28 protein-coding genes and 1 pseudogene are annotated in these 26,306 nt (G+C 69.4%); 17 read left to right on the top strand and 12 right to left on the bottom strand.

The window, feature by feature from the left end; translation table 11 throughout:
- Nucleotides 1-21: 21 nt before the first annotated feature.
- The 3 genes from panC to KCG34_RS21765 all read right to left on the bottom strand — a co-directional run bounded on the left by panC (nt 22) and on the right by KCG34_RS21765 (nt 2,388).
- The gene (panC, locus tag KCG34_RS21755) at nt 22-849 is read right to left on the bottom strand and encodes a pantoate--beta-alanine ligase (protein WP_211937693.1); all 828 of its coding nucleotides are present in this window, start codon (nt 847-849) and stop codon (nt 22-24) included.
- 3 nt (nt 850-852) lie between these two features.
- Entirely contained in the window at nt 853-1,656 is an 804-nt protein-coding gene (panB, locus tag KCG34_RS21760; protein WP_249138113.1) for a 3-methyl-2-oxobutanoate hydroxymethyltransferase, read from the bottom strand.
- A 120-nt stretch (nt 1,657-1,776) separates the two neighbouring features.
- The gene (locus KCG34_RS21765; protein ID WP_211937695.1) at nt 1,777-2,388 is read right to left on the bottom strand and encodes a glutathione S-transferase family protein; all 612 of its coding nucleotides are present in this window, start codon (nt 2,386-2,388) and stop codon (nt 1,777-1,779) included.
- Between the two features lie 182 nt (nt 2,389-2,570).
- On the opposite strand from KCG34_RS21765, the gene KCG34_RS21770 reads away from it, so the two are divergent.
- From KCG34_RS21770 to KCG34_RS21785, 4 genes are read left to right on the top strand one after another with little or no spacing between them, the layout of a single operon-like run.
- The gene (locus KCG34_RS21770) at nt 2,571-3,464 is read left to right on the top strand and encodes a peptidylprolyl isomerase (protein WP_367576012.1); all 894 of its coding nucleotides are present in this window, start codon (nt 2,571-2,573) and stop codon (nt 3,462-3,464) included.
- Nucleotides 3,461-4,894: a bifunctional glutamate N-acetyltransferase/amino-acid acetyltransferase ArgJ gene (gene argJ / locus KCG34_RS21775; protein WP_211937697.1), complete on the top strand. Its 1,434-nt coding sequence runs from the start codon at nt 3,461-3,463 to the stop codon at nt 4,892-4,894. Before KCG34_RS21770 ends, argJ begins: the two co-directional genes overlap by 4 nt.
- Nucleotides 4,891-5,313, top strand: coding sequence for a (deoxy)nucleoside triphosphate pyrophosphohydrolase (locus KCG34_RS21780; protein ID WP_211940930.1), 423 nt, complete (start codon nt 4,891-4,893; stop codon nt 5,311-5,313). The genes argJ and KCG34_RS21780 overlap by 4 nt, the downstream gene beginning before the upstream one ends.
- Nucleotides 5,292-5,477, top strand: coding sequence for a Flp family type IVb pilin (locus tag KCG34_RS21785; protein WP_249138114.1), 186 nt, complete (start codon nt 5,292-5,294; stop codon nt 5,475-5,477). Before KCG34_RS21780 ends, KCG34_RS21785 begins: the two co-directional genes overlap by 22 nt.
- Before the next feature lie 49 nt (nt 5,478-5,526).
- Here KCG34_RS21785 and KCG34_RS21790 read toward each other — a convergent pair whose 3' ends face one another.
- The 3 genes from KCG34_RS21790 to KCG34_RS21800 all read right to left on the bottom strand — a co-directional run bounded on the left by KCG34_RS21790 (nt 5,527) and on the right by KCG34_RS21800 (nt 8,160).
- Nucleotides 5,527-5,853, bottom strand: coding sequence for a hypothetical protein (locus tag KCG34_RS21790; RefSeq protein WP_211937698.1), 327 nt, complete (start codon nt 5,851-5,853; stop codon nt 5,527-5,529).
- 104 nt (nt 5,854-5,957) lie between these two features.
- Entirely contained in the window at nt 5,958-6,494 is a 537-nt protein-coding gene (gene mepK / locus KCG34_RS21795) for a peptidoglycan L,D-endopeptidase MepK (protein WP_249138115.1), read from the bottom strand.
- A 97-nt stretch (nt 6,495-6,591) separates the two neighbouring features.
- Nucleotides 6,592-8,160: a L,D-transpeptidase family protein gene (locus KCG34_RS21800; protein WP_211937700.1), complete on the bottom strand. Its 1,569-nt coding sequence runs from the start codon at nt 8,158-8,160 to the stop codon at nt 6,592-6,594.
- 219 nt (nt 8,161-8,379) lie between these two features.
- Here KCG34_RS21800 and KCG34_RS21805 point away from each other — a divergent pair, with 219 nt between their 5' ends.
- Nucleotides 8,380-9,621 (top strand): serine hydrolase domain-containing protein, encoded by a 1,242-nt coding sequence (locus KCG34_RS21805; protein ID WP_211937701.1) that lies wholly within the window; start codon nt 8,380-8,382, stop codon nt 9,619-9,621.
- A 120-nt stretch (nt 9,622-9,741) separates the two neighbouring features.
- Nucleotides 9,742-12,597 (top strand): bifunctional transaldolase/phosoglucose isomerase, encoded by a 2,856-nt coding sequence (locus KCG34_RS21810; protein WP_211937702.1) that lies wholly within the window; start codon nt 9,742-9,744, stop codon nt 12,595-12,597.
- A 154-nt stretch (nt 12,598-12,751) separates the two neighbouring features.
- Here KCG34_RS21810 and KCG34_RS21815 read toward each other — a convergent pair whose 3' ends face one another.
- Genes KCG34_RS21815 through KCG34_RS21825 form a run of 3 tightly spaced genes read right to left on the bottom strand, consistent with a single transcriptional unit; the run spans nt 12,752 to nt 16,012 of the window.
- Nucleotides 12,752-13,696 carry a 2-hydroxyacid dehydrogenase gene (locus KCG34_RS21815; RefSeq protein WP_211937703.1) on the bottom strand — a complete coding sequence of 315 codons (945 nt, stop codon included), beginning with the start codon at nt 13,694-13,696 and terminating at the stop codon, nt 12,752-12,754.
- Nucleotides 13,693-14,991 (bottom strand): phosphopyruvate hydratase, encoded by a 1,299-nt coding sequence (eno, locus tag KCG34_RS21820; protein ID WP_211937704.1) that lies wholly within the window; start codon nt 14,989-14,991, stop codon nt 13,693-13,695. Before eno ends, KCG34_RS21815 begins: the two co-directional genes overlap by 4 nt.
- Before the next feature lie 4 nt (nt 14,992-14,995).
- The gene (locus KCG34_RS21825) at nt 14,996-16,012 is read right to left on the bottom strand and encodes a LysR family transcriptional regulator (protein WP_211937705.1); all 1,017 of its coding nucleotides are present in this window, start codon (nt 16,010-16,012) and stop codon (nt 14,996-14,998) included.
- Between the two features lie 112 nt (nt 16,013-16,124).
- Here KCG34_RS21825 and KCG34_RS21830 point away from each other — a divergent pair, with 112 nt between their 5' ends.
- The 4 genes from KCG34_RS21830 to KCG34_RS21845 are packed head-to-tail and all read left to right on the top strand — an operon-like array spanning nt 16,125 to nt 18,078.
- Nucleotides 16,125-16,709: a hypothetical protein gene (locus tag KCG34_RS21830; RefSeq protein WP_211937706.1), complete on the top strand. Its 585-nt coding sequence runs from the start codon at nt 16,125-16,127 to the stop codon at nt 16,707-16,709.
- Nucleotides 16,706-17,326, top strand: coding sequence for a GNAT family N-acetyltransferase (locus tag KCG34_RS21835; RefSeq protein WP_211937707.1), 621 nt, complete (start codon nt 16,706-16,708; stop codon nt 17,324-17,326). Before KCG34_RS21830 ends, KCG34_RS21835 begins: the two co-directional genes overlap by 4 nt.
- A 15-nt stretch (nt 17,327-17,341) precedes the next feature.
- Entirely contained in the window at nt 17,342-17,881 is a 540-nt protein-coding gene (locus tag KCG34_RS21840) for an isochorismatase family protein (RefSeq protein ID WP_211937708.1), read from the top strand.
- Between the two features lie 11 nt (nt 17,882-17,892).
- Nucleotides 17,893-18,078 (top strand): hypothetical protein, encoded by a 186-nt coding sequence (locus KCG34_RS21845; protein WP_211937709.1) that lies wholly within the window; start codon nt 17,893-17,895, stop codon nt 18,076-18,078.
- 6 nt (nt 18,079-18,084) lie between these two features.
- Here KCG34_RS21845 and KCG34_RS21850 read toward each other — a convergent pair whose 3' ends face one another.
- The gene (locus KCG34_RS21850; protein ID WP_211937710.1) at nt 18,085-18,903 is read right to left on the bottom strand and encodes a TrmH family RNA methyltransferase; all 819 of its coding nucleotides are present in this window, start codon (nt 18,901-18,903) and stop codon (nt 18,085-18,087) included.
- A complete protein-coding gene (locus KCG34_RS21855; protein WP_211937711.1) occupies nt 18,900-19,574 on the bottom strand; it encodes a glutathione S-transferase family protein in 675 nt (224 codons plus the stop codon). The genes KCG34_RS21850 and KCG34_RS21855 overlap by 4 nt, the downstream gene beginning before the upstream one ends.
- 307 nt (nt 19,575-19,881) lie before the next feature.
- Here KCG34_RS21855 and KCG34_RS21860 point away from each other — a divergent pair, with 307 nt between their 5' ends.
- Complete coding sequence (locus tag KCG34_RS21860) at nt 19,882-20,172, top strand: hypothetical protein (protein WP_211937712.1); 291 nt, start codon at nt 19,882-19,884, stop codon at nt 20,170-20,172.
- A gap of 84 nt (nt 20,173-20,256) precedes the next feature.
- Here KCG34_RS21860 and KCG34_RS21865 read toward each other — a convergent pair whose 3' ends face one another.
- Nucleotides 20,257-21,534: a low temperature requirement protein A gene (locus tag KCG34_RS21865; protein WP_211937713.1), complete on the bottom strand. Its 1,278-nt coding sequence runs from the start codon at nt 21,532-21,534 to the stop codon at nt 20,257-20,259.
- A gap of 88 nt (nt 21,535-21,622) precedes the next feature.
- Here KCG34_RS21865 and rpmH point away from each other — a divergent pair, with 88 nt between their 5' ends.
- The 6 genes and pseudogenes from rpmH to KCG34_RS21895 all read left to right on the top strand — a co-directional run bounded on the left by rpmH (nt 21,623) and on the right by KCG34_RS21895 (nt 26,231).
- On the top strand, nt 21,623-21,757 hold the full coding sequence (gene rpmH, locus KCG34_RS21870; protein ID WP_158917314.1) for a 50S ribosomal protein L34: 135 nt from the start codon (nt 21,623-21,625) through the stop codon (nt 21,755-21,757).
- Nucleotides 21,758-21,791: 34 nt separating this feature from the next.
- A complete protein-coding gene (rnpA, locus tag KCG34_RS21875) occupies nt 21,792-22,178 on the top strand; it encodes a ribonuclease P protein component (protein WP_211937714.1) in 387 nt (128 codons plus the stop codon).
- Between the two features lie 9 nt (nt 22,179-22,187).
- Nucleotides 22,188-23,992, top strand: a pseudogene (yidC, locus tag KCG34_RS21880) (membrane protein insertase YidC); the annotation flags it as partial.
- Nucleotides 23,990-24,631, top strand: coding sequence for a ribosome biogenesis GTP-binding protein YihA/YsxC (gene yihA / locus KCG34_RS21885; RefSeq protein ID WP_249138116.1), 642 nt, complete (start codon nt 23,990-23,992; stop codon nt 24,629-24,631). The pseudogene yidC and the gene yihA, both read left to right, overlap by 3 nt.
- A gap of 131 nt (nt 24,632-24,762) precedes the next feature.
- The gene (locus tag KCG34_RS21890) at nt 24,763-25,827 is read left to right on the top strand and encodes a TlpA family protein disulfide reductase (protein WP_211937716.1); all 1,065 of its coding nucleotides are present in this window, start codon (nt 24,763-24,765) and stop codon (nt 25,825-25,827) included.
- A 5-nt stretch (nt 25,828-25,832) separates the two neighbouring features.
- Nucleotides 25,833-26,231, top strand: coding sequence for a cupin domain-containing protein (locus KCG34_RS21895; protein WP_211937717.1), 399 nt, complete (start codon nt 25,833-25,835; stop codon nt 26,229-26,231).
- The last annotated feature ends 75 nt before the right edge of the window (nt 26,232-26,306 follow it).

Consider the following 26,306-nt stretch of genomic DNA (forward strand, 5'->3'; position numbering starts at 1 on the left):
GCGGCGAACGGCCGCTTTCAACTACAGCCGGATGTTGTCGATCAAGCGTGTGGCCCCGAAGCGCACGGCCAGGGAAATCAGGGCGCCGTTCGCCACCTGATCCAGCTCCTCCAGGGTCACCGGGTCGGCCACGCTGACATAGTCGACCCCCGCATTGGGGACTTCGGCCAGGACGGTGTGCATGGCGGCGCGCAGGGCCTCGGCGTTGCGGGCGCCGGCGGCGTAGCGAGCCTCGGCGGCTTTCAGCGCGCGATAGAGCACCGGCGCGTTCTGGCGCTGGGTCTCGTCCAGGTAGGCGTTGCGGCTGGACATGGCCAGGCCGTCGGCTTCGCGCACGGTGGGGCAGACCACGATCTGGCAAGGGAAATTCAGGTCGCGGACCAGCTTTTCGATCACCACGCACTGCTGCGCGTCCTTCTGGCCGAAATAGGCGCGGGTCGGCTGGGTGATGTTGAACAGCTTGGCCACCACGGTGGCGACGCCGACGAAGTGGACCGGGCGCACCTCGCCCTCCAGCCGGTCGGTCACGCCGCCGATCTCGACCTTGACGTCGTAGCCCTCGGGATAGACTTCCGAGACGTCGGGGGCGAAGACCAGGTCGGCGCCGGCGGCCTCGACCAGCTCCAGGTCGCGGGCCAGGGCTCTCGGATAGCGGCCGAAGTCCTCGTGCGGGGCGAACTGGGTCGGGTTGACGAAGATGGTCACCGCCGCCGCGCCGCACTCGGCCTTGGCCCGGCGCACCAGGCTCAGATGGCCCTCGTGCAGGAAGCCCATGGTCGGGACCACGCCCATCTGCGGGAAGGCGGCGCGGGCGGCGCGGAATTCGGCGATGGTCTTCAGGGTCTTCACGGCTCAGCCCTTCTTGACGGCGACGGATTGGGCGTCGGTGGGGAAGGTCCCGGCGGCGACCTCGTCCCTATAGGCCTTGAGCGCTTTTTCGATGGCCTCGCCGATCTCGGCATAGACCTTGGCGTGGCGCGGCGGCTTGCCGGGCAGAAGACCCAGAATGTCGTGCCAGACCTGCACCTGGCCATCGCAGCCGACCCCGGCGCCGATGCCGATCACCGGGATGGTCAGGGCCTGGCTGACCTTTTCGCCCAGGGCCTTGGGCACCAGCTCCAGCACCACGGAAAAGGCGCCGGCGGCCTCAAGGGCCAGGGCGTCGTCCAGGAGCTTCTGGGCGGCCTCGGCGTCCTTGGCCTGGGCGCGGGCGCCGATGACGTTGGTGGACTGGGGGGTGTAGCCCAGGTGGCCCATGACGGGTACGCCCAGCGCGACCAGGCGCTCGACGATGGGGATCATGGCCCCGGCGCCCTCCAGCTTCACCGCCTGGACCCCGGCCTCCTGCATCATGCGGCCGGCGGCGCGCACGGCCTCCTCCAGAGTCGCATAGGTCAGGAAGGGCAGGTCGCCGACGACGAGGGCGCTCTCGGCCCCGCGCACCACCGCGGCGGCGTGGCGGACCATGTCGTCCAGGCTGACCGGCAGGGTGGTCCCGTGGCCATGCACGACCATGCCCAGGGAATCGCCCACCAGGATCACCGGCAGGCCGGCGCGGTCGACCAGGGCGGCGGAGGGATAGTCGTAGGCGGTGACCATGGCGATCTTCTCGCCGCGGCGCTTCATCGCCTGCAGGTCGCGGGTGGTGGTGCGCACCGGGGTGTCCTTTGCGACTGCTCTTCGGCGCCGCAATATCGCCTGCATGGCCCCGGGGGCAAGGGTTGTGACGCAGGGTGAGCCCCCTTCCCCCGCCGGGGGAAGGGTCTTCGAACCCCGCTACGCGCCTGCGCTGGGCCGGGCCTTCATCCGCTCCTGCCAGGCGGCGAGGTTCTTGTTGGCCGGGTCCAGGGGCTGGCCGACCTGGGCGCCGAAGGCCAGGAAGGCGAACAGCAGGCAGTCGGCCAGGGTGATCTTGTCGCCGCAGATGAACGGGCGGCCCGCGATCAGGCCGTTCAGCCAGGTCAGGCGCTCGCGGGTGATGGCCTTCAGGTCGTCGGCGGCCTGGGGAATGCAGTGCACCCGGTCCTGGAACAGGCCGAGGCCGTCCGAGAAGCGGAAGCCATTGGCCATGGGCTCGCAAATGTTGAGGTCGATGCGCCGGGTCCACATGCGAGTGATCGCCCGCTCTTCCGGCGTCTCGCCGATCAGCGAAGGGCCGGGCCCGACCTCGTCGAGATATTCGCAGATGACGGTGATCTCGCTGATCACCCGGCCGTCGTCCAACTCCAGGGCCGGGGTCTGGCCGGCGGGGTTCTTGCCGGTATAGGGCGCGCGGCGGTTCTCGCCGCCCATCAGGTCGACATCGACCATGTCGAGCTTCATGCCCTTTTCGGCCATGAACATGCGAACCGTGGCCGGGTTCGGCCCGATCGAATTGTAGAGTTTCATGTCTCTTCCCTTGGCTTGTCGGCGCTCACGCGGCGATTTGCGCGCACAGGCTCAGGCGCGGCAAGCGTGACCATGGCGCGGGGCGGAGAACTTGGCTAGGAAGCGCCCTTACGGCAGGCCGCGTTTCGGCCGAGACCTTGGCCAGACGGGCTTGGATGCAGGTAGGACGGCTTATTTCGTCGGTGGTTTTGGCCGCGGCCCTGACGCTGGGCGCCTGCGGCCGCAAGGCCGACAAGGCGGGGCCGCCCGAACCCGGCGACCAGGCGGTGGCCAGCGTGGGCGGCGAGACGGTCTGGGCCTCGGACGTCCGGCGCGAAGCGGTCGGCGAGGGGCTGATCGCCGAGGGGGCGCCGCTGGAGGTTTCCTCCGAACCCTTTCACCGGGCCCTGGACGAGGTGGTCGACCAGAAGCTCCTGGCCGCCGAGGCGGTCAGGCGGGGCCTGGACAAGGACCCCGCGGTCGAGCGCCGCCTGGCCGCGGCGCGCGAACGGGTTCTGGGCGACATGCTGGTCGAGGCCATGGTCCAGAAGGCCGCCAACGACAGCGCGGTCAAGGGGCTCTATCAGGAGCAGCTCAAGCTCGCCAAGCAGGCCGAGGAATTCCACGCCCGCCAGATCGTGCTGGCCAGCCAGGCCGAGGCTGATGCGGTCAGGAAGCTCATTGCCGCGGGCGGTTCGTTCGAGGCCCTCGCCCTGCAGCGCTCGACTGATACGGCCACGAAGTTCAACGGCGGCGACCTCGGCTATTTCACCGCCGAGGTGATGCCGGCGGCCTACGCCGCGGCGCTGAAGCCCGCCAAGGCCGGCCAGGTGATCGGCCCGTTCAAGGCCGAGGCCGGCTGGGTTGTGCTGAAGCTGGAGGACCGCCGGCCCGAGGCGCCGATCAGCCTGGAGCAGGCGAGGCCCCAGATCGTTCGCTTCTTGACCTATGACGAGGTCCGGGCGCTGATTGAGAGACTGCGCGGCCAGAGCCAGGTCAAGCTGCTGATCGGCCCCGTCCAGGGCGGCGGCCGCGAGCCGGGTTCGGCGCCCATGATCACGCCCGCAAGCGCTTTGAGCCAGAGGAAGACGCCATGAGCAAGCCGCCCCGCGCCAACCCGGCCGCCAAGGCCCTGGAGGTCGCCGCCGAAGTGGCGGCCAAGCCGGCCGAGCTGGTCAGCCACACCCTGGAGAAGGCGCTGGACCCGCTGCATTCGGTGCTGAAGCACGCGGCCCTGAAGCGCGCCGAGAAGGGCAGCCAGCAGTTCGCCGCAACGGCGGGCAAGAACAACGCCGCCCTGATATCGCCGCTGGCCGTGCCGTTTCCCGCCATGCCGCCGATCGGTGGGTGCGAGCTGGCGACCGGGCGGGCCGGTTTCTACAAGCAGGCGCGCGAGGACGTGCTGGTGATGCGCTTTCCGCAAGGCGCCGCCTGCGCCGGCGTGTTCACCCGCCACGGGGTGGGCTCGGCCCCTGTGGACTGGTGCAAGCGCCAGCTGGAAGCCAGCGGCGGCGATGACGTCCATGCCCTGGTGGTCAATGCCGGCTGCGCCAATTCCTTCACCGGCCGTCCAGGAGCAGACGCGGCGCGGCGGGTGGCCTCGGCGACGGCCAAGCGCTTCGACTGTCGCCAGCGAGACGTGATGCTGGCCTCGACCGGGGTGATCGGGGTGGTGCTGGACGACGCCAAGATCACCGCGCGCCTGGCCGAGATCGAGGGGCGGCTGAAGGAGGACAACTGGGCGACGGCGGCGGCGGCGATCATGACCACCGACACCTTCCCCAAGGGCTCGTTCGCCGAGGCCGAGATCGACGGGGTCAAGGTCAAGATCGGCGGCATAGCCAAGGGCTCGGGCATGATCGCGCCGGACATGGCGACCATGCTGGCCTTCATCGTCACCGACGCGGCGATCGCGCCGGCGGCGCTGCAGACCCTGGTCTCGCTCTATACCCGATCGACCTTCAACGCGGTGACGGTGGACGGGGACCGGTCGACCAACGACACCTGCCTGCTGTTCGCCACCGGCGCCTCGGGCGCGCCCAGGATCAGCCGCGCCGGCGACCGGCGGCTGGCCGATTTCCGCGACAAGCTGGAAGGGGTGATGCTGGACCTGGCGCACCAACTGGTGCGCGACGGCGAGGGGGCGACCAAGTTCGTCAAGATCACCGTGAACGGGGCCGAGAGCGCGGCCTCGGCGCGCAAGATCGCCCGCACCATCGCCGAATCTCCCCTGGTCAAGACCGCGCTCGCCGGCGAGGACGCCAACTGGGGCCGCATCGTCATGGCGGTGGGCCGGGCCGACGAGCCGGTCAACCGCGACCGCATCTGGGTCCGCTTCGGCGAACTGATCGCAGCCCAGGAAGGGGCGGTTTCGCCGACCTATGACGAGGCCAAGATGAGCGCCTACATGAAGCGGCCCGAACTGGAGATCTCGGTCGAGGTGGGGGTTGGCCGCGCATCCGCCTCGGTCTGGACCTGCGACCTGACCAAGCGCTACGTCGAGATCAACGGGGACTACCGCTCCTGAGCGCCCCCGCCGATAGCCCAAAGCCGATCCTGCTGGTGGCCGCCGCCGCTCTGGTGGACGCCGACGGGCGGGTTCTCCTGTGCCAGCGGCCGAAAGGTAAACAGCTGGCGGGGCTCTGGGAATTTCCCGGAGGCAAGGTCGAACAGGGCGAAAGCCCTGAAGCCTGCTTGATCCGCGAGCTGGACGAGGAGCTGGGCATCCAGGTGCGGGAGGCCTGCCTCGCCCCCTTCGTGTTTACCTCACACGCTTACGAATCGTTTCACCTACTCATGCCATTGTTCCTGTGTCGTCGATGGGACGGCGTGGTCCAGGCCAAGGAACACGAGGCGGTCGCGTGGGTGAAGCCCAGCAAAATGAGCGACTATCCCATGCCGCCAGCCGACGTGCCGCTGGTCGCTTGGCTTCGCGACTGTCTCTGAAGGCCTTCCTCGCCGACGAGCGGGGCACCACAGCGGTGGAATACGGGCTGATCTGCGCCCTGATCTTCCTGGTGATCGTCACCAGCGTCTCCGCCTTCGGCAACAAGACCACCAACATGATGAACACCGTTTCGGCGGCCATAGGCGGCGCGATCGGCGGTTAGGGCGCTCGGCCCGCTCCATTTTCCATGAGAGACGGAAACTATGCCGCCCCTACTGCGGCGTATCGCTCTTCGGGCGGGCGCGGGTGGTCATGCCGGTGGCGGCGGCGTCCTCGGCGACCTGGTCGGCTTCGGCGGCGGCGATCTTGGGCGGCGCGGCCGAGGCGGCGGCTTCGGTCTTCTTGGGCTTAGGCTTGGGCGCCGGCAGCTTGGGGGTGACGGAGACCACCGGGGCGTGGCGGGCGCTTTCCTCAGGCTCTTCCGAGCGCGGGCGGCCGACCATGATCAGCTGGATGGCCAGGGTTGCGGCGACGCCGGCCAGGAAGCCGAGCAGGGTCCAGCCAAAGGCCCCTACGCCGCCACTCTGCTTCTGCGCCATCTAACCCTCGACCCTGAACGTTGCACGCCGCCTCAAGCGGCGCGGATGATGCCGTTCCTAGAACAATTCGAGGGGTTGCGGAACGGTCTTGCGCGGCGTCCGGATCAGGTCCCCGACCAGCTGCGCACCGGACCCACGTCCATGTGCACGAAGTCGGATCCGGGATAGTAGCCCACGCCGCCGCGGCCAAGGCTCAGGGCGGCGGCGTGCAGATGGCGCAGCTCCACGCCCGGCAAGCGTACGTCGATTGCCATGCCCTGCACGTGCAGGCTCCTCTTGGCCACCTCGCCGCTGTGTTCGTGCAGCATGGCGTTGGTTTCGGGCGAGCGGTAGCCGCTGATCACCTGGAAGGTGGCGCGCGACTCCGTGCGCTCGGAAACCGCGTGCAGCAGGTCCAGGACCCCCGGATTGATCGGATGCACCTTGCCGTTGCGATAGTCGCGCAGCTGGTGGTTCACCGCCTCGAGCACGTCGGGGATGTAGTCCCCTTGCTCGAAATAGACCGCTTCCAGCATTTCGCCGGTATGCAGGTTGTGCAGGGCGACGGTGCGGATGTCGTTCGAATTGAACGGATTGGCCCAGCTGAGCGCGGGTGCGGCGGAGAGGCCGGCTGAGGCGCAGGCGCCCAGACCGAGTTTCAATAGCGAACGTTTTGAAAGCAAAGCTGACCCTGCCCCACTGCCTACGACGCCCCCCGGCGACCTGTGACCGGGAGCACACCCTAAGCCGCGCGTCGGGTCAAGCTGGGCCGTGGGCGGGTGCGGCGATCCGCTGCATCAGGGCGGCGTCCCAGTCATAGGGGTCGGCGCGGAACTGGGCGATGCCATCCGGGCCGACGAAGGCGGTCCAGTACATCAGATAGACCGAGATCGGGGCGGGCAGGGGGGCGCGGACGGTCTTCTTGGAATCCAGGGTCTGCTGCACCTTGTCGGGGGTCCAGACTGCGTCGCCCGACAGCAGCGCATTGGCCAGAATCTGGGCCTTTTCCAGCCGCACGCAGCCATGGCTGGCCTGGCGAGAGAAGCGCGAGAAGGTGGATTTGGTCGGGGTGTCGTGCAGATAGACCCCGAAGCGGTTGGCGAAGTCGAACTTGACCTTGCCCAGAGCGGCCTTGTCGCCGGCCTTTTGCTGGATGCGGCTGCCGCCTTCGGGCGTCGAGATCACGATAAAGTCATTGCGCTTCATGTAGCCCGGGTGGGCCCGCTCCTTGGGCAGGATCTCCTTGGCGGCGATGTCGGACGGCACGTTCCAGGGCGGATTGAGCACGATGCTCTGGATCTGCGAGGTGAGCATGGGCGTCTCGTCGCCGGGCTTGCCGGTCACCGCCTTCATCGACAGCGTCGGCTGGTCGTCCTTGAACAGGGTCAGGACCGCGGCGGCGATGTTCACCTGGATGCGGTCGGCCGGCAGGGTCTGGGGTAGCCAGCGCCAGCGCTCCATATTGGCCAGGATCTGGGCGATGCGGTCCTCGACCGGGCGGTTCAGCGCCGCCAGGGTCTGCTTGCCGAGTTGGCCCGTGGGGTTGAGTCCATAGCGCCGCTGGGCGCGAGCCAGGGCCTCGGCCAGGGGTTGGTCGAATAGGTTCAACAGCTTGGGCCGGGGCAGCGCGGCGAAGCCGGGGTCCTCGATCGCCAGGCGGTCGCGCAGTTCGGCCACGCGCGGATCCTTGTCGCCGAGCTTGAGGTCCGGGCCGTCGTCGATGGCGTCCCAGCCGCCGTCGGCGGCGATTTTGCGATAGGTGGCCAGCGCGCCCTTCAGCGACTCATAGCCGGCATAGGGCGGCGGCAGGCCTTCGAGCCAGGCGGCCAGGCTGTCGCCCTTGACCGCGGCCAGGAACCCCGGCGCCGGGTCGAAGGGGGCGGGGCGCATGCCCCAGGGGTCCATGAAGGCGGCCGAGGCCAGCCGTCCGCTGTGCACCGCGCGGGCGTAGCGCAGGGTGGCGGCGATCAGCTGGATCTCGCCCTGGTGGCGCTCGTCGCCGCTCTGCGACTGCAGCAGCGCGTCAAGGCGCGCCGGGACGAAGGCGTCGTGAGCGAATCCGTGCGCCTCGGCCTGGCCGAGGGTCTTGCGCAGCAGGTCGACCTGATCCGGGCGCATAGCCGTCCAGACCGGCGGCGGGGGCGGCGTCGGCGCCGGCGCTGGGGCGGCCTGAGCAGGCTGAGGCGCTGGCGCGGCGGGGGGCGGCTGAGCTGCGGTTACGGCGCTCGCGAGCAGCCCGGTGGCGACCACCAGGCCCAGCACAGCCGCCAGCCCGCGGGCCGAGGGGCCGTCCGTCTTTCGCCTGCTATCGCCCCTGTCCGCCGTCATGTTCCGCTCGTTCATCAAAGCTCGCCGCCAAGCAAGCGGGGCCTTGGCCCCAGATAGTGGAATTCGCAGCCGAATGCGCGCGCCCGGCGACACAATTCCCGCGGTGAGGCTTTCCTGCGACAGGCGCCGCCGGCGCCACTCTGGCTCTTGGCCATACCGAATGTTCGGATCATGATGGGCGTCCACTCAGAAGACGAAATCAACGAGGGAAACGCAGGAATGGATGCGCAGGTCGCCCGCACCGGGCTTTCGGAAACCCGCCTGGAGCGGATCGCCGACCACCTCAGCCGCGCCTATGTCGAGCCGGGCAAGATCGCCGGCTGCCAGGTCGCGGTGGCGCGCCACGGGCGGCTGGCCTATTTCAAATCGCTGGGCAGCATGGACATCGAGCGCGGCAAGCCGATGGCCGACGACGCCATCTTCCGCATCTACTCCATGAGCAAGCCGATCACCTCGGTGGCCCTGATGACCCTGTTCGAGCAGGGCTATTTCCAGCTGGACGACCCGGTCAGCCGCTACATCCCCGAATGGAAGGACCACAAGGTCTGGGTCGGCGGCGACGGCGACCGGATGGAGCTGATCAAGCCCAACCGGCCGATGAGTTTCCGCGACGTGCTCTGTCACACCGGCGGGCTGACCTACGGCTCGCTGCTGGCCGCCCTCGGCGCGCCCGATGACGGCCATCCGGTGGACAAGGCCTATGCCGAGCACCGCGTGCGTCGCGACAAGGACGAGACCCTGCGCGACTTCGCCATGAAGCTGGCCAAGGTCCCCCTGCGCTATCATCCGGGCGAGCGGTGGATGTATTCGCTGTCGACGGACGTCTGCGGCTATCTCTGCGAGGCGATCAGCGGCAAGCGGTTCGACCATTTCCTGCAGGAGACCATCTTCGGCCCGCTGGAGATGAAGGACACATCGTTCGTGGTCGCGCCGGACAAGGTGGAGCGCTTCGCCGCCAACTATCGGCGGGGGCCGGACCGCAAGCTGCACCTGAGCGACGATCCGTTCGCCAGCGACTATCTCAGCCAGCCCAGCTTCCTCTCCGGCGGCGGCGGCCTGACCTCGACCACCGCCGACTACCTGCGCTTTTGCGAGATGCTGCGGCGGGGCGGGGAGTTGGACGGCGCGCGAATCCTGGGGCCGCGCACCATCGACCTGATGCGCCGCAACCACCTGAGGGGCGGCGCGGGCGAATTGACCGACATGGCCATCGGCGGCTTTTCCGAGACGGCCTATTCAGGCGTCGGCTTCGGCCTGGGCTTCGCCATGAGCCTGGACGAGGTGGCCACCGGCAATCTGGGCGCCGGCGACTTCTACTGGGGCGGCGCCGCCTCGACCATCTTCTGGGTCGACCAGAAGGAGGACCTGAGCGTGGTGTTCATGACCCAGCTGATGCCTTCAGGGACGTTCAATTTCCGGGGGCAGCTGAAGAACATCATCTATTCGGCGATCGAGGAGTGACCGCGGGCGAAGAATTTTGGTCCTGAATTGGGCATAACCAAAATCAGCGGTCCCCTTCCGGGCCTCGGGCGTTTATGAAGCGAGCCGACTCGATCCTCTCGCGCCAGGGACCTGTGATCCATGACCAATCCGCTGCTGCAATTGGGCCAGGCCGGCCAGGCTGTGTGGCTCGACTTCGTCCAGCGCGACATGCTGGAGAACGGCGGGCTGAAGGCCCTGATCGAGCGGGACGGTGTCACGGGGGTGACCTCGAACCCGGCGATCTTCGAAAAGGCGATCGGCGGCAGCCGCGACTATGACGCGGCGCTGAAGGCCTTCATCGAGGCCGGCGACGCCGACCCGGCGGCGGCCTTCGAGCACCTGGCCGTGGCCGACATCCAGGCGGCGGCGGACCAGCTGCGGCCGGTCTATGACCGCCTGGGCGGCCGCGACGGCTATGTCAGCCTGGAGGTCTCGCCCTATCTGGCCATGGACACCGAGGCCACGATCGCCGAGGCGCGGCGCCTGTGGATCGCGGTGGACCGGCCAAACCTGATGATCAAGGTGCCGGGGACGGGGCCGGGGGTTCCGGCGATCCGCACGCTGATCGGCGAGGGGATCAACGTCAACGTGACCCTCTTGTTCTCGCTGGAGGCCTATCTGGCGGTGGCCGAGGCGCACGTCGCCGGCCTCGAGGACTTCAAGGCCAGGGGCGGCGACGTTTCCCGCGTGCATGGGGTGGCCAGCTTCTTCATCAGCCGCATCGACGCCCAGATCGACGAGGCCATCGACGCCAAGCTGAAGGCCGGCGCCGGCGACGACGCCGCCAATCTGGCGCTCTCGCGCCTGCGCGGCCAGGTGGCGATCGCCAACGCCAAGATCGCCTATCAGCGCTACCTGGACCTGATCGCCACACCCCGCTGGAAGGCCCTGGCCGAGGCGGGCGCGGCGCCCCAGCGGCTGCTCTGGGCCTCCACCGGGACCAAGGACCCCCGCTATTCCGACGTGCTCTATGTCGAGACCCTGATCGGGCCCGACACGGTCAACACCATGCCGCCCAAGACCATGGACGCCTTCCGCGACCACGGCCGCGTGGCCGACACCCTGACCGACGATGTCGAAGGCGCCGCCGAGGTGCTGGCCGGCGCCGAGCGGTTCGGCCTGGACCTTGCGGGGGTCACCGACCGGCTGGTGGTCGATGGCGTGAAGCTGTTCGCCGACGCCGCCGACAAGCTCTATGGCGTGGTGGCCGACAAGCGGGCGGAGGTCCTGGGCGCGCGGCTGAACCGGCAGCACATCGCGATTCCCGACAGCCTGAAGGGCGCCTTGGCCCAGGCGACCGAGCACGCCCGCGCCGAGGGCTGGAGCCGGCGGCTCTGGGCCGGCGACGCCAGCCTCTGGACCGGCGGGGACGAGGCCAGGTGGCTGGGCTGGCTGGCGGCCGCCCGCGGCGAGCGGGTCGACCTGGACGCCCTGGCGGCCTTCTCCGAAGAGGTGGCCGGCGCCGGCTTCATCCACTGCCTGTTGCTGGGCATGGGCGGATCGAGCCTCGGGCCGGAGGTGCTGGCCGAGACTTTCGGTTCACGGCCGGGGCATCCCAAGCTTCTGGTGCTCGACTCCACCGACCCGGAACAGGTCGCCCGCTTCGAGGCGCAGATCGACCCGGCCCGGACCCTCTACATCGTGGCCAGCAAGTCCGGCTCGACCCTGGAGCCGGACATCCTGCACCGCTACTTCTACGACCGCGCCTGCGCCGTCCTGGGCGCGGAGAAGGCCGGCGCGTCCTTCGTCGCCATCACCGACCCTGGCTCCCAGCTGGAAGCCACCGCCAAGGCTCAGGGCTTCCGCCGCATCTTCCTGGGCGATCCGGCGATCGGCGGCCGCTATTCGGTGATGTCCAACTTCGGCATGGTCCCGGCGGCTGCGGCCGGCCTGGACGTGCGCGGCTTCGTCGGCTCGACACAGGTCATGACCCACGCCTGCGAAGCCAGCGCCCCGCCGGCCTCGAACCCGGGCGTGGCTCTAGGGTTGGCGCTCGGCGCGGCGGCCCTGGCCGGGCGGGACAAGCTGACCCTGGTCGCCTCGCGGGGCCTGGCGGACGTCGGCGCCTGGCTGGAGCAGCTCATCGCCGAATCCACCGGCAAGATCGGCAAGGGGATCATCCCGCTGGACGGCGAGCCGGCGGTTTCGGCCGGGACTTACGGCGCCGATCGGGTGTTCGCCTATCTGCGCCTGTCGGATCACGACCAGCCGGAGCTGGACGGGCATGTGCGGGAGCTTGAGGAGGCCGGCCATCCGGTGGTGCGCATCGACCTCGCGAGCCGCGACAGCCTGGGCCAGGAGTTCGTGCGCTGGGAAGTCGCCACCGCCATCGCCGGCGCCGTGATCGGCATCCATCCCTTCGACCAGCCCGACGTCGAGGCCAGCAAGATCAAGACCCGCGAGCTGACCTCGGGCTACGAGGCCACCGGCGCCCTGGCGGCCGAGACGCCGTTCCTGGAGGCGGACGGCATCGCCCTGTTCGCCGACAAGGCCAACGCCAAGGCCCTGCTGGAAGGCGGCGCGGCCACCCTGGAGGGCGTGCTGGGCGCCCACTTCGCCCGGGCGGGGGCGGGGGACTATCTGGCGCTGCTCGCCTATATCGACCGGGACCACAAGCACATCGCCGCCCTGCAGGGTCTGCGCAAGAAGCTGCTGGAGCGCTTCAAGCTGGCCACGGCGCTGCAGTTCGGGCCGCGGTTCCTGCATTCCACCGGTCAGGCCTACAAGGGCGGGCCGGACAGCGGGGTGTTCCTGCAGATCACCCACGCCATCGGCGAAGACCTCGCCGTGCCCGGCCGCAAGTACGGCTTCGGCGTGGTGCTGCAGGCCCAGGCCCGCGGCGACCTGGGTGTCCTGGCCGAGCGCGGCCGCCGGCACCTGCGGGTCCACCTGGGCGCGGACGTGGATGCGGGCCTGGCCCGGCTGATCGCGGCGGCGGAGCGGGCGTTGGGGTGAGGGTGCGACCCCGATATTTTGAATCCGCTCATCCCCGCGAAGGCGGGGATCCAGATTCAGCCACCGGCCTGTGCAGGCGGCCCCTGGATCCCCGCCTTCGCGGGGATGAGCGGAAAAAATTAAAGCCGCAGCGCTTAGTGAACAGCCCGGAGCCTCAAACCACCCGATTGACCAACGCCTCCCCGGCGGCCAGCCGCCGGCAGTTTTCCCGCGCTATGGCGATGCTGCGCTTCAGCGTCTCCGGCGTCAGCCAGGCGATGTGCGGGGCCACGACCACCTGGGGCAGGGCGAACAGCGGATTGTCGGCTCCGGCCGGCTCGGCGGCGAAGACGTCGAGGCCGGCGCCGGCTATGTGGCCGCTGCGGATCGCCGCGGCCAGGGCGGTTTCGTCGATCAGCTCGCCGCGGGCGGTGTTGACGATCATGGCCCCGGGCTTCATCCGCGCCAGGGCCGCCGCGCCGATCAGGCCGCGGGTCTCGGGCGTCGCCGGGGCGTTGAGGCTGAGGATGTCGGCGCGCGCCAGAAGCTCGTCCAGGCCGACAAAGGCGTAGGGCGCCTCCGGCTTGGGCGAGCGGGCGGTATAGATCACCTCGGCGCCCAGGGCGGTCAGGGCGGGGGCGAGGCGGCTGGGCACGCTGCCGAAGCCGAAGAAGCCCACCGTCCGGCCACAGATCTCGCCGGAACTGTCGAGGAGGTCGAGGTCCGGCCTCCAGCCCTCGCCGGCGCGGGTAATGCGGTCGAAATAGGCCGCCCGGCGCAGGGTGGCCAGCATCAGCATCAGGGTCATTTCAGCGACCGCCTGGCTGTTGCTGCCGGGCATGTTGGCCACCTGGATGCCGCGCGCGCGGGCGGCCTCGAGGTCGATGGTGTTCACCCCGACGCCCAGCTTGTGCACCAGCCGAAGCTTGGGCGCGCCGGCGATCACCTGGGCGGTGACGGGTTTCAGCACATGCAACAGCACCTCGGCCTCGGCCATCAGGGTGGTGAAGGTCGCCTCGTCGGTCTCGTCAACCACGGAAAGCTCGCTCCAGCCGTCGAAGGCCTCGGCGAGGTTGCGGCGAAAGCCCGGGCTGGCGCGGTATTGCAGGACGATCTTCATGGGCGAGCCGGGAGGGGACGGACCGGCAGGGCGTCCGCGCCGGCGAAGACGGCGTCCGCGCCCAGGGCCTCCTCGATGCGCAGGAGTTCGTTCCACTTGGCCATGCGCTCGGAGCGGGCGAAGGAGCCGACCTTGATCTGGCCGGCGTCCCAGCCCACGGCCAGGTGGGCGATGGCCACGTCCTCGCTCTCGCCGGAGCGGGCGGAGACGATGGTTCCCCAGTGGGCGGCCTTGGCGGCGTCGAGGGCGGCCTTGGCCTCGCTGACGGTCCCCGCCTGGTTGACCTTGATCAGGGCGGCGTTGGCGGCGCCCGCCATAGCCGCCGCGCGCACCCGCTCGGCGCTGGTGACCAGGAAATCATCGCCGATCACCTGCACGCGGTCGCCGAAGCTGCGGGTCGCGGCGGCCATGCCGGCGGGGTCGTCCTGGCCGGCCGGGTCCTCGATGGACAGGATCGGATAGGCTCGGGTCCAGCCGGCCAGCATCTCGACCATAGCCTCGGAGCCCAGTCCGCGCCCATCGAGCGCCAGTCGGTAGCGGCCGCCGCGGCCGAATTCGCTCGCGGCGATGTCGAGGGAAATGAACACGTCCTCGCCCGGGCGGAAGCCTGCGCGCTCGATGGCGGCGGTGAGGGCCTCCAGCGCGGCCTCGTTGCTGTCGAAAGCCGGCCACCAGCCGCCCTCGTCGGCGACCCCGGCGAGGGGGCCGCGCTCGGCCATCAGGGCGCCGGCGGCGCGATAGACCGCGGCGGTGATCTCCAGCGCCCGGCGCAAGGAGCCGGCGTGCGGGGCCATGATCATGAAGTCCTGCACGTCGGTGCGCCGGCCGGCGTGGGCGCCGCCGCCGAAGATCTGCACCTCGGGCAGGGGCAGGCGCACGGGGGCGCCGGCGGCGAGGTGGCGCCACAGCGGCAGGCCCTCGGCCGCGGCGGCCGCCTGCAGCACGGCCAGCGAGACGGCGACCAGGGCGTTGCCGCCCAGCCGCGCCTTGTTCGCGGTCCCGTCGAGCTCGATCAGCCGGGCGTCGATCGCCGCCTGGTCGCTAGCATCGGCGCCCGCCAGGGCGCTGGCGATCGGGCCGCAGACATTGGCTACAGCCAGGTCGACTCCCTGGCCGCCGAAACCTTCGCCGCCGTCACGCAGCTCGACCGCCTCGTGCTCGCCGCGGGAGGCGCCGGCGGGGGCGATGGCCCGGCCGCTCGCCCCGCCGGCCAGGGCCACCTCGGCCTCGACGGTCGGCCGGCCGCGCGAATCCCAGACCTGGCGGGCATGGACGGCGCGGATCTCGAACCGCATGGCGCTAGGACTTCAGCCGCCGGCGGCCCACGGGCAGGGCGGCGACCGGCTCGTCCTCCTCGCGGCGGGCCGGGTCGAGATAGGGGCCGAACTCGCGCGGATGCACGAACTCTGCGCGATACCAGGGCTGATGCTTGGCGTCGAACAGCTCGCGCAGCCACTCGATCACGCAGCGGATGCGCGCCGAGCGAGAGGCGTCGCGCCGCCGCACCAGCCAGAGCCTCAGGGTCTCGACCGGCAGGTCCAGCATGACCAGGCTCGGGTCGAGCGACAGGATCGCCGTCGGCAGCGGGCCGATGCCCGCGCCCTGCTTGATGGAGAAGAACGAGACCGCGCTGGAATTGGTGACGATCCGCTTGTGCAGGAAGTCCTGGAAGGCCGCGGTGCGCGGGTGCCAGGACTCGCGCTCGTGGTCCTGGGCGGCGTGGTGGACGTAAGGATGCGCCATTACCTCCTCGGGCGTGGTCGGCGCCCGGTAGAGGGCCACATAGTCGCGCGAGGCGAACAGGGTGTAGTGGAAATGGGCCAGGGGGATGGCCACCATGTCCGGGTTCTTCGGCTCGCTGAAGGTCAGGGTCAGGTCGACATCGCTGGCGATCGGCCGGTCGGGCCACAGGCCGGCGTCGATGATCAGGTCGATGCGCGGATTGGCGCGCAGGAACTCGGGAATGTGCGGCGGCAGGAACACCCCGGCCAGGCCGTCGGGCGCCGCGATACGGACCCGTCCTTCCGGCGCGTTCTCGCTGTCCTGGACATGGGTTTCGAAGTTCTCGGCCGCCCGCTCCATGGTCAGGGCGCTGTCGTAGGCGCGCTCGCCCGCCTCGGTCAGGGTCACGCCCTGGGGGCCTCGGATCAGGAGTTTGGTGTTTAGCCGCTCCTCCAGCCGGTCCACGGCGCGCGTAATGGTTGTCAAACCGATGTCGAGGGTGCGCGCCGCCGCGCCGAAGCTGCCCAGGCGCGCCACCGCCCAGAACAACCGGATATCGGTCCAATCCGCCTTACGCTTTACGACCTTAACCAAAACCGACCTACCCCTTTCATTTCCGCAAGACCCCCTTGCAATCTTCGCGGGTCCCGGAACGGCGCTCCAGGCTCTACCAAGTCCGCACGGCTAGCAACAAGGAGGCTGTACGGTGACTGCAGAATCCTCGACCCATAGTGAGGTGCGTCAGACAGTCACCTCGGCTGTGCGCGCCGAGCTCGCCTTGCTCGACATTCATCCGGCCCGTCCACAGGAGGTCGCCGAGGCGCGGCGCTTCGCCGCGGCGCTGATCGGCGGAACCATCGTCTCTCCCGCAGGGCTGCAACGTGTGCATGAATATTCCGGCGCCGGCCTGTTCCTGCATCGCGACGAGGACGAGCTGACCGGGGTCCTGGCCCTGGTGATGCTGAGCGCCGCCGGCCACGACGCGATTCGCCACGAAACCTTCGACGCCCTCGACCCGGACCTGGCCCATGTTGCCGCCATCGGCGAAGACCCGGCCGCCCTCTACGGCTGGGGCATAGCCGCCACCCGCAAGATGGCCGCGCGCCGCCTGGTCGACGGGCTGAGCGCCATCGCCAACGGGCCGGTCGGCCATCTGCCTTACTATTCCCGCGCCGCCACCCCCCAGGGCGAGCGGCTCTTGATCGAACGGATCGGCTTTCGCCCCTATCCGGGCTCGACCACCGGCCTCCTGCAGCTGGCTCCCCACCTCGGTTCGAGGATCGCCGCATGACCGTCCATCTCCCGCCGCCCGTCGCGGCGCGCCCGGCGCGCGCCTTCGCCAACGATTTCGAAGTCCGGATCGCCCGCACCCTGAACGACCTGATGCAGGTGATGGCCGTGCGCACCCTCGTCTATATGGGCGAGCAGGCCTGCCCTTATGACGAGGAGTTCGACGGCAACGACTTCGCTGGCGCCACCCACCTGATCCTGCGCAAGGCCGACGAGCCGGTGGGGGTGGTGCGCCTGCGCTGGTTCGCCGACTTCGCCAAGCTGGAGCGGCTGTCCATCCGCAAGGAGCACCGCGGCGGTCCGGGCCTGATGATGCTGAGCCGCGAGGCCTTCGACCTGGCCAGGCGCAAGGGCTACCGGCGGCTGATGGGTCATGCCCAGCTGCGCGTGGTCCCGTTCTGGAAGCGCTACTTCCAGGGCCGCGTGCGCGACGGGCGCAATCCCTTCTCGTTCTCCGACTACGACTATGTCGAGCTGGAATTCGACCTGGCCCCCGTGGCCGACGCCATCACCATCAATTCCGAACCCCTGGTGCTGCTGCGGCCCGAGGGCGACTGGGACCGACCCGGCGTCATCGACCGTTCCGTGGCGCGCTCGGCGCCCGCCGCCCCGATCTGAAGGACCTCCGCCTCAGTGTTTGCGCTTCGCCCCGAGCCGTCAGCGGCCGCCCGCCATCTGGTCTGTCTGGATCTGGTCCGATCCGAGGCGCGGTCCTGCGAGGGCGATCCCACGGGCCTCGCCCGCCGGATCGCCGTCTGCCGCCGGCTGTTGCACCACGCCCGCTGGCGAGGATGGGAGATCACCCATGTGCATCCACGCTCGGCCTCGCACGCCTCGCGGCCGGTGGATGGGCTGGAGCCCCTGCCTATCGAGCGGCTGGTCTATCGGACGGGCGTTTCGGCCTTTTCCAACCGCGCCTTTCGCCAGGCGGTGAAGGCGCATCCGGAGGCGGAGCTGGTGATCGCCGGCTTCTCGCTGTCCTCTTCGTGCCTGGCGACAGCGCTGACGGCGCACGACTGGGGCCTGCCGGTGGTGCTGATCTCGGACCTGGCGCCCGGCGACGACGAGCAGACCTTGAGGTCGGTGGTGGCGCCGTTCGTGCGAATCGCCGCCGCGGACGAGCTGATCGAGGTCCGGCAGGCGCTGCGCCTCGTCGCGGCCGCGCAGGATTAGGCGGAGGGGGCATGTCCGACGACCGGGTCGCGACGCTGCTGAACCTGCTCGGCGAACTGGAGGGCCAGTTGGAGGGCGCGTCCGATCCGCTGCTGACCGAGCTGCGCGAGGCGGTGGGCGCCACTCTGGCCGCGCTCTACCGCGCGAATATCGAGCGGCGGCTGGTCCTGGCGGCGGGACAACTGACCCGCCATTGAGTCCGCTCAGCGCTCCGATCCGAACGCGAGCTGGTGCAGGGCGATGGCGGCGCAGGCGGCGACGTTCAGCGAATCGAAGCCGGCGCTCATCGGGATGGAGATGTCGCTGGCGCGGGCGATCAGCGCCTCGGCCAGCCCAGGCCCCTCGGCGCCCAGGAGCAGGGCGGCGCGCGGCGGACGTTTCAGGTCGATCAGGCGGGTGCGGCCGCGCGGGGTCAGGGCCAGGGGCTCGAAGCCGTGATCCCGGAGCAGGGTGATTGGGTCCTGGTTCGGCCCGAACCGGGCGAAGGGCGTGACCAGGGCGCCGCCGACCGAGACCCGGATGGCCTTGCGATAGAGCGGATCGCAGCATTCGGCGTCCAGCAGCACTGCGCCGACGCCGAAGGCCGCGGCGTTTCGGAACAGGCCGCCCATATTGTCGTGGTTGGCGATGCCGAACAGGGCCAAGGCGAGGGCGCGGCCCGGCAGGCCGGCGAGGAGTTCGGACGGGGTCGGCTCAGGCGCGCGGCGGGCCAGGGCCAGGATGCCGCGATGGATGGGAAAGCCGACCACCTGGTCCATCACCGCCTGGCCGGCGGCAAAGACCGGCGTTTCCGGCGACGCCCTGGCCAGCAGCGGGGCCAGGCTCTCGGCGCGCTTGGCGGCGATCAGGATCGATAGCGGCGCATGGCGGCTCTGGGCCAGCAGCATGCGCAGCACCACCTCGCCCTCGGCCACGAACAGCCCCTGGCGGCCCACGAGGTCCTTTTCGCGGATGTTGCGATAGCCGGCGATGCGCGGATCGTCCGGATCGTCGATCGCGATCGGGGCGAAAGGCGTGCTCAAGGCTTGAGGGCGCTGGTCACCTGGGCGGCGGCGACGCCCTGGTCGTTGGCGGCCTGCGCCTGGACCCGGCGGGCGCGGCGATACGCCTCGCGGGCGGTGAGCCGGTCCCAGTAGACGCGCACGGGACCGGTGAAGGCCTCCTCGATCCCCAGGGTCTGGGCCAGCAGCAGCGCGTAGCCGACGGAGATGTCCGCGCCGGTGAAGGCCTCGCCGCAGAGATAGGGGCGTTCGTCGGCCAGGGCCGCCTCAACGCCGCGCAGGCGGGCCAGGAACCAGCGGCGATAGTCGCCCGCCACCTGCGGCTGGCGGCGATCCTCGGGCTCGAGCCGCGTGTAGCGCAGCACCAGGGTCTGAGGAAAGGTCAGGGTCGCCTCGCCGAAGTGCAGCCAGTTCAGATAGGCGGCATAGCGTGCGTCTTGGACGGGCACATCCAGGCGACCTTCGCCGTAGCGGGCCGCCAGATACTGGATCATGGCCGCCGATTCGGTCATCCGGGCTCCGTCGTCGAGCAGGGTCGGGATGGTGCCGAGCGGGTTGACGCCCAGATAGTCCTTGGCCAGCAGCCGGGGCGGGAAGGGCAGCATGTTCAGCTGGTAGGTCAGGCCCAGCTCCTCCAGCGTCCACAGCGGGCGGAACGAGCGCGCGTCGGCGCAGTGATAGAGCGTCAGCATCGGCCCCTCCCGATCATCTTGTTGGAGGTCAGTTTCGGCGAGGCGGCGGGCGGTGTCGAGCCGGCCGGAAGCAGATTTGGAGCTGTCAGAAAAGCTTCATTGAGAATGAGAGAAATTTGATGTTGACAGCGTTCAGATCGTGCGGCATATTTTGACGGTGTTTAGATGACACGTCATTGAGTAACCCGAGTTTGAGTACCCCCTGATCCGGCGCCTCATATGGGTTGGACTGGGCCGCCGGACAACGCGCCGGCAAGGAAGCGACCAAGAGATCCCTCCCCAATCTCTTTTTTCCTGGAGAATAGCCATGTTCCGTTTCGCCGCCGCCCTGGTGGGCGTCGCCTTCATTGCGACCGCCGCCAACGCCGCCGAGATCAAGGTCTCGACCACCGACAAGTCCCCCTCCGAAGTCCGCGCCGCCGTCAGCGACGCCGCGTTCAAGGCCTGCCGCGCCGCCTATGCCGGCGACGTCCTGGCCATCTATGAGCGCGACGGCTGCGTCCGCGACAGCGTGACCGAAGCCCTGGCCAAGGCCAACGCCGGCGTCGCCACCGCCGCCAACACCAAGGCTCCCGTGGCCGTCGTCGCCTCGCGCTAAGGCGTGACCGCCGGAGCCTGATGAGAGTTCCTGCCTGGACTGAGGCGGCCGCTCCCCGGCCGCCTCTTCTTTTTTTCGCCGGCGCTATTTCGCGGCCTGGCCGGCCGCCCTGGCGACGGCCTCGCTCGCATGGCGCTTGCCCAGGGTCTCGTAGCCTACCACCGTCACCAGCGGCGCCAGCATCAGCACCGCCAGGCACCAGGCCATGTCGACGCCGAAGGTCGCCAGGTTGACCGAGAACAGCAGCACCGCCAGCGTCCCGGCCAGAAGGGCGATGTGCAGGCTGTCGCCCTTGCGCACCAGCCAGGCATAGAGGCCGTAGACCAAGAGCACATAGATCCCCACCGGCGCCGCCACAGCCAAAACCGTGGTCACCGGCCCGATCCGCGCCTGGTGCGCGATGAACTGGGAGGCGGTCTGCAAGCCCGCGCCGGTGGCGGCGATGGAGGCGAACAGGACCATGTGGCCATAGCCCCAGACGAACGAGCGGCTGCGATGGATGTGCAGAACCGGCGCCGAGGGCAAGAGGAAATAGACCCACCACATGCCGAAGGTGAGGCCCAGGCCGGCGATCGCCACCAGGGCCGCATCCAGGCTCCAGCCCTGGGCCTCCACCGCCGCCGAGATCGCCGCCGTGGCGCCGACTATGCCCTCGCCGATGGCGATGATGGCCAGGAGGCCATAGCGCTCGGCGATGTGATGGGCGTGCCAGGGGGTGCCGTCGCTGAGGCGTTCGGCGAACACCGGCCCGGACAGCTCCAGCAGCACGAAGCCGACGGTCAGGCCCAGGGCCGCCGCGCCCGCGGGGTGTATCAGCAGCGTGCTCACCCAGCCGACCTGGGCGCCGGTGATCGCGAGGGCGTAGGCCAGGCAGGCCGGGCGTCGTGCGGGATCGCCGGCGGCGGCTCGCAGCCAGTGGACCACCATGGCGATACGCATGATCACATAGCCCAGCACCATGACGCCGTTGTCGAGGGGCAGGCCGTGGTCGATCGAGGCGAACATGCGCGGCAGGCCCAGGGCCAGGACCACCACCCCGACCATCTGCACCATGGTCACGACGCGGAAGATCCAGTCGTCGACATCGAAGGCCGAGGCGAACCAGGAAAAGTTGATCCAGGCCCAGCAGACGGCGAACATGGCCAAGCTGAAACCGGCAAGCCCGGCGGCGACGTGGCCCTGGGCGACCAGCCGCCCCAACTGCTGGGCGGCCACGCCGAAGCCGATGACGAAGGTGAGGTCGAACAGAAGCTCGAGCGGCGTCGAGGCCCGGTGCGGCTCGTGCGGGTCACGACCGCGCATGGCGCCCAGGGCGCGGCTCCTCACCCGTCGCAGGCCGAGTTCGTCACCATCTGTTGACACGGGCGTCTCATTCCCCTATCCACCGCCGCTCATTTCCGCGCCGACCTTGGCGCGGCCCTTGTCGACCTGTTGAACCGGAGCCGTCATCGTGAAGCGGACCTACCAGCCGTCCCGACTCGTGCGCAAGCGCCGTCACGGCTACCGCGCGCGCATGGCCACCAAGAACGGCCAGAAGGTCGTGGCCCGCCGCCGCGCCAAGGGCCGCAAGCGCCTGACCGCCTAGACCGTACTGTTCCCGCACGATCTGGCGGGAACCCATGACGTCGCCCCCTCCAATCGAACGCCTGAAGACCCGGCCCCAGTTTCTGGCGGCCGCCAAGGGCGCATCCTGCGCCAGGGGCGCGGTGGTGGTCCAGGCCCTGGATCGCGGCGACGAAGCCCACCTGATCCGCGCCGGCTTCACCGCCACCCGCAAGATCGGCGGGGCGGTGGTGCGCAACCGCGCCAAGCGGCGCCTGCGCGAGGCTGCGCGCCAGCTGCTGCCCCTGCACGGCCGGGCGGGCTACGACTATGTATTCATCGCCAGGGGCGGGACGACGGCGCGTCCCTGGTTGCGCCTGCTTGACGATATGAAAAGCGCGCTGATAAGCCTCGCCGCCACCCAGGTTCCCGCGGCGACCTCGCCGACGGCCGTCGCCGGATAGATTTCCCCCATGGATAACGAGTCCAACCGCAACACGATCATCTTTGTGATCTGCGCCGTGGTGATCCTTGGCCTGTATCAGTTCTTTTATATGGGGCCGCAGCAGAAGCTGCGCGCGCAGCAGCAAGCCCAGGCCGCCGCCGCGGCGGCGGCGCACAAGGCGGCCGCGACGCCCACGAGCCTGACTGCGCCGGGCGCCCCCGGCTTCGCCGCCAAGGCCGCGCCCGCCGCCGCGCCGCGGATCAAGATCGACACGCCCAGCCTGACCGGCTCGCTCAGCCTTCAGGGCGCGCGCATCGACGATCTGGCGCTGAAGCACTACCACACCGACCCCAATCCCAAGTCGCCCCTGGTCCAGCTGCTGCGGCCCGGCGGCGCCCAGCCCGGCTGGTTCGTGCAGACCGGCTGGCTACCCGGCTCGGCGCCCGAGGCCTTGCCGAATGAGGACGCGATCACCTGGACCGCCCCTGCGGGCGCGGTGCTGACGCCGCAGACGCCGCTGGTGCTGACCTATGACAACGGCCAGGGGCTGAAGGCTGTGCGCACCATCGCTGTCGACGACAACGCGATGTTCACCGTCACCGACCAGATCGCCAACAGCACGGCCCAGCCCCTTTCGATCCGCAGCTACGGCGTGGTCGAGCAGCAGGGCCTGCCCACGACGGACCTGACCAACAGCAACATCGTCCACGAAGGCGCGATCGGCGTCCTCTCCGGCGACGTGCTACGCGAGGCGAAATACAAGGACTGGAAGAAGAAGGGCTTCGCCGACCTGAGCTCCAAGGGCGGCTGGCTCGGCATCACCGAGAAATACTGGCTGGCGGCCCTGATTCCCGACCAGAGTCTGCAGTTCGACGCCAAGTTCCCGGTCGAGCAGGCTGACGGCGTCGATCTCTACAAGTCCGGCTATGTCGGCCCGGTCGAGACCGTCGCCGCGGGCCAGACCCTGACCCGCACCACCCACGTCTTCGCCGGCGCCAAGACCGTGCCGGTGCTCAAGGCCTATTCCGCCAAGCTCGGCATTCCCAAGTTCGACTCCGCCGTCGACTGGGGCATGTTCTGGTTCTTCACCCAGCCGCTGTTCCAGCTGCTCGAGTTCCTCAAAGGCTATATCGGCAATATCGGTCTTTCGATCCTGGCCCTGACCGTGATCGTCAAGGCGGTCTTCTTCCCGCTCGCGAACAAGTCCTACGAGTCGATGAGCAAGATGAAGAAGATCCAGCCCTTGGTCGAAGGGTTGAAGAAGCAGTACGGCGACGACCAGGCCAAGCTGCAGCAGGAGACCATGGCCCTGTATCAGCGGGAGAAGATCAACCCGTTCATGGGCTGCTTGCCCATGCTGATCCAGATCCCGGTGTTCTACTCGCTCTACAAGGTGCTGACCGTCACCATCGAGATGCGCCAGGCGCCGTTCTTCGGCTGGATCCAGGACCTGTCGGCCAAGGATCCGACCACCGTCTGGAACCTGTTCGGCGCCATCCCGTGGGATCCCTCGCACGCGCCCCTGATCGGGACCCTCCTGGCCACCAGCCTGCACCTGGGCGTCTGGCCGCTGCTCTACGGCTTTTCCATGTGGCTCAGCCAGGCGATGAGCCCGCCGGCGGGCGTCGATCCGGCTCAGAAGATGATGTTCCAGCTGATGCCGATCATGTTCACCTTCATCATGGCCCAGTTCACCGTCGGCCTTCTGATCTACTGGTGCTGGAACAACGTGCTGTCGATCCTGCAGCAGTACGTGATCATGCACCGGCTGAAGGTGGAGAACCCGATCGACAGCTTCTTCGGCGCCTTCGCCAAGCCCAGGCCGGCGGGGTGAGCGACCCCGCCCACGACGAAGCCGCCATCGAGGCCGCGCGGATCCTGTTCGCGCGGCCGTGCCTGTTCATGATGGGGGCGGTGTCGATCGACGGCTTGCCGCCCGCCGACCTGCCCGAAGTGGCCTTCGCCGGCCGCTCCAATGTCGGCAAGTCCTCGCTGATCAACGGCCTGGTGGGCCAGAAGCACCTGGCGCGCGCCTCCAACGAGCCGGGGCGCACGCGCGAGGTCAATTTCTTCGTGCTGGACGAAAAGCTGCGCCTGGTGGACCTGCCCGGCTACGGCTTCGCCCGGGCGTCGAAGACCGACACCAAGAAGTTCCAGAACCTCGGCCGCGCCTACCTGCGCGGCCGGCCGAACCTGAAGCGGGTCTATCTGCTGATCGACGCGCGCCATGGCCTGAAGAGCGTCGACGCTGAGGCCCTGGACGCCCTGGACCTCGCGGCGGTGTCCTACCAGATCGTCCTGACCAAGGCCGACAAGATCAAGCCGGCCGAACTGGACAAGGTGGTGGCCGCGACCCTGAAGGCGATCTCCAAGCGCCCGGCGGCCTTCCCTCGGGTGGTCGCCACGTCTTCGGAGAAGGGGACGGGATTGCCGGAGCTGCGAGCCGAGATCGCCGAGGCCGTGGGGGTTTAGACCCCGCCAATCTGTGCAGCGCGAGCCGCCGCGTCAGTGGACAGGGAACAGCCCTCGATTTTCCCCAAAACTGGCAATCCACTCTGGCCCGTCAGGCCGCCATCCTGCGGACCCAGTGGAGGATGGACCCGATGACAAGAGCTTCCTTGGCCGCGCTGCTGCTGCTGTGCGCTGGCTGTGACCGCCATGCGCCGCCCGCGATGCAGGCCAAACCGGCCGTCGCCGCAAAGGCTGACGACGACAGCGGCCAGGGCCGGGCCGAGGCGGCGGGGCGAGAGCTTCTGGGCCGGCCGGCGCCCGCGCTCACCCTCACCACCCTCGACGGCCAGCGCATCGACCTTGCCAAAGCCTACGGGGAAAAGCCCGTCTATCTGAAGTTCTGGGCGACCTGGTGCGTGCCATGCCGCCAGCAGATGCCGGCCTTCGAGAAGGACTATCAGGACCTGAAGGACAAGGTGACGATCGTCGCCGTCAACACCGGCTTCAACGAGACCCCAGAGGGCGTCGCCGCCTATCGCCAGAAGCTGAGCCTGACCATGCCGGTGGTGATCGACGACGGGCGGCTGGCCCAGGCGCTGAACCTGCGGGTGACGCCACAGCACGTGGTGGTCGGTCGCGACGGCCGCATCCTCTACGTCGGCCACCTGGAGGACGACAAGCTGCACCAGGCCTTCGCCGCCGCCCTGGCCGAACAGGGCAAGCCCGGGGCGACCGGCGCCGAGGAGGCCCGCGAACCGGTGTTCCGTGTCGGCGATCAGCCCACGGGCCTCGCCGCGACCACCACTGCCGGCGCGCCTTTTCCGCTGACCGGCGCCAACCCGGACGGCAAGCCGCGCGTGCTGGTGTTCTTCTCGCCCTGGTGCGAGGGCTACCTGGCCCAGAGCCGGCCCGAGGCGTCCAAGGCCTGTCGGCGGGTGCGCGAAGAGGTCAACGCCATCGCGCCCAAGGGTCAGGCCGACTGGCTGGGGGTGGCTTCCGGCCTCTGGGCCTCGGCCAAGGATCTCAGCGACTATCAGGCCAAGCCCGGCAGCGCCGCGCCCCTGACCCTGGACGAGACCGGCCGGCTGTTCCGCGCCTTCGACGTGCACGACGTGCCGACGGTGGTGCTGATCGACGCCAAGGGGCGGGTGGCGCGCAAGCTGGGGCCGTCGGACGCCGGTCTGGCGGCGGCCGTCGAAAAACTGGCCAAGGGGTGACGAACATGCGCGCCATACTTATCGCCATGGCGCTCGTCGCCGGCCTGGCTCCGGCCTCGCGCGCCCTGGCCGGCGCTACAGTGGCTTCGGTGACCCAGGCCGACCTGCCGAGCGGCAAGGACATGGCCCTCACAGCCGTGACCGTCACCTATGCGCCGGGCCAGAGCTCCATGCCGCACCACCACGGCGGCTTCGTAATGGCCTACGTGCTGAAAGGGACCATCGTCACCCAGGTGGAGGGCGAGCCGGAAAAGACCCTTGGCCCCGGCCAGAGCTGGACCGAGGCGCCGGGCGCGCACCACATCGTCTGCCGCAATCCGAGCCGAACCGAGCCGGCCGAGTTCCTGGCGGTGATCGTGGCGCCCAAGGGCGCGGAGGTTTCGACGGCGGACGGCGCCCGCTGAAATCGCCCCCTGTCAGTCCGTGACAATCGTCCCGGTCTGCTCTATCCGATCCGCGCCCGCTTGTCCCCGCCCGGA

Origin of the sequence: Phenylobacterium montanum (assembly GCF_018135625.1) — a bacterium.
In the GTDB taxonomy this organism is placed as follows: domain Bacteria; phylum Pseudomonadota; class Alphaproteobacteria; order Caulobacterales; family Caulobacteraceae; genus Poindextera; species Poindextera montana.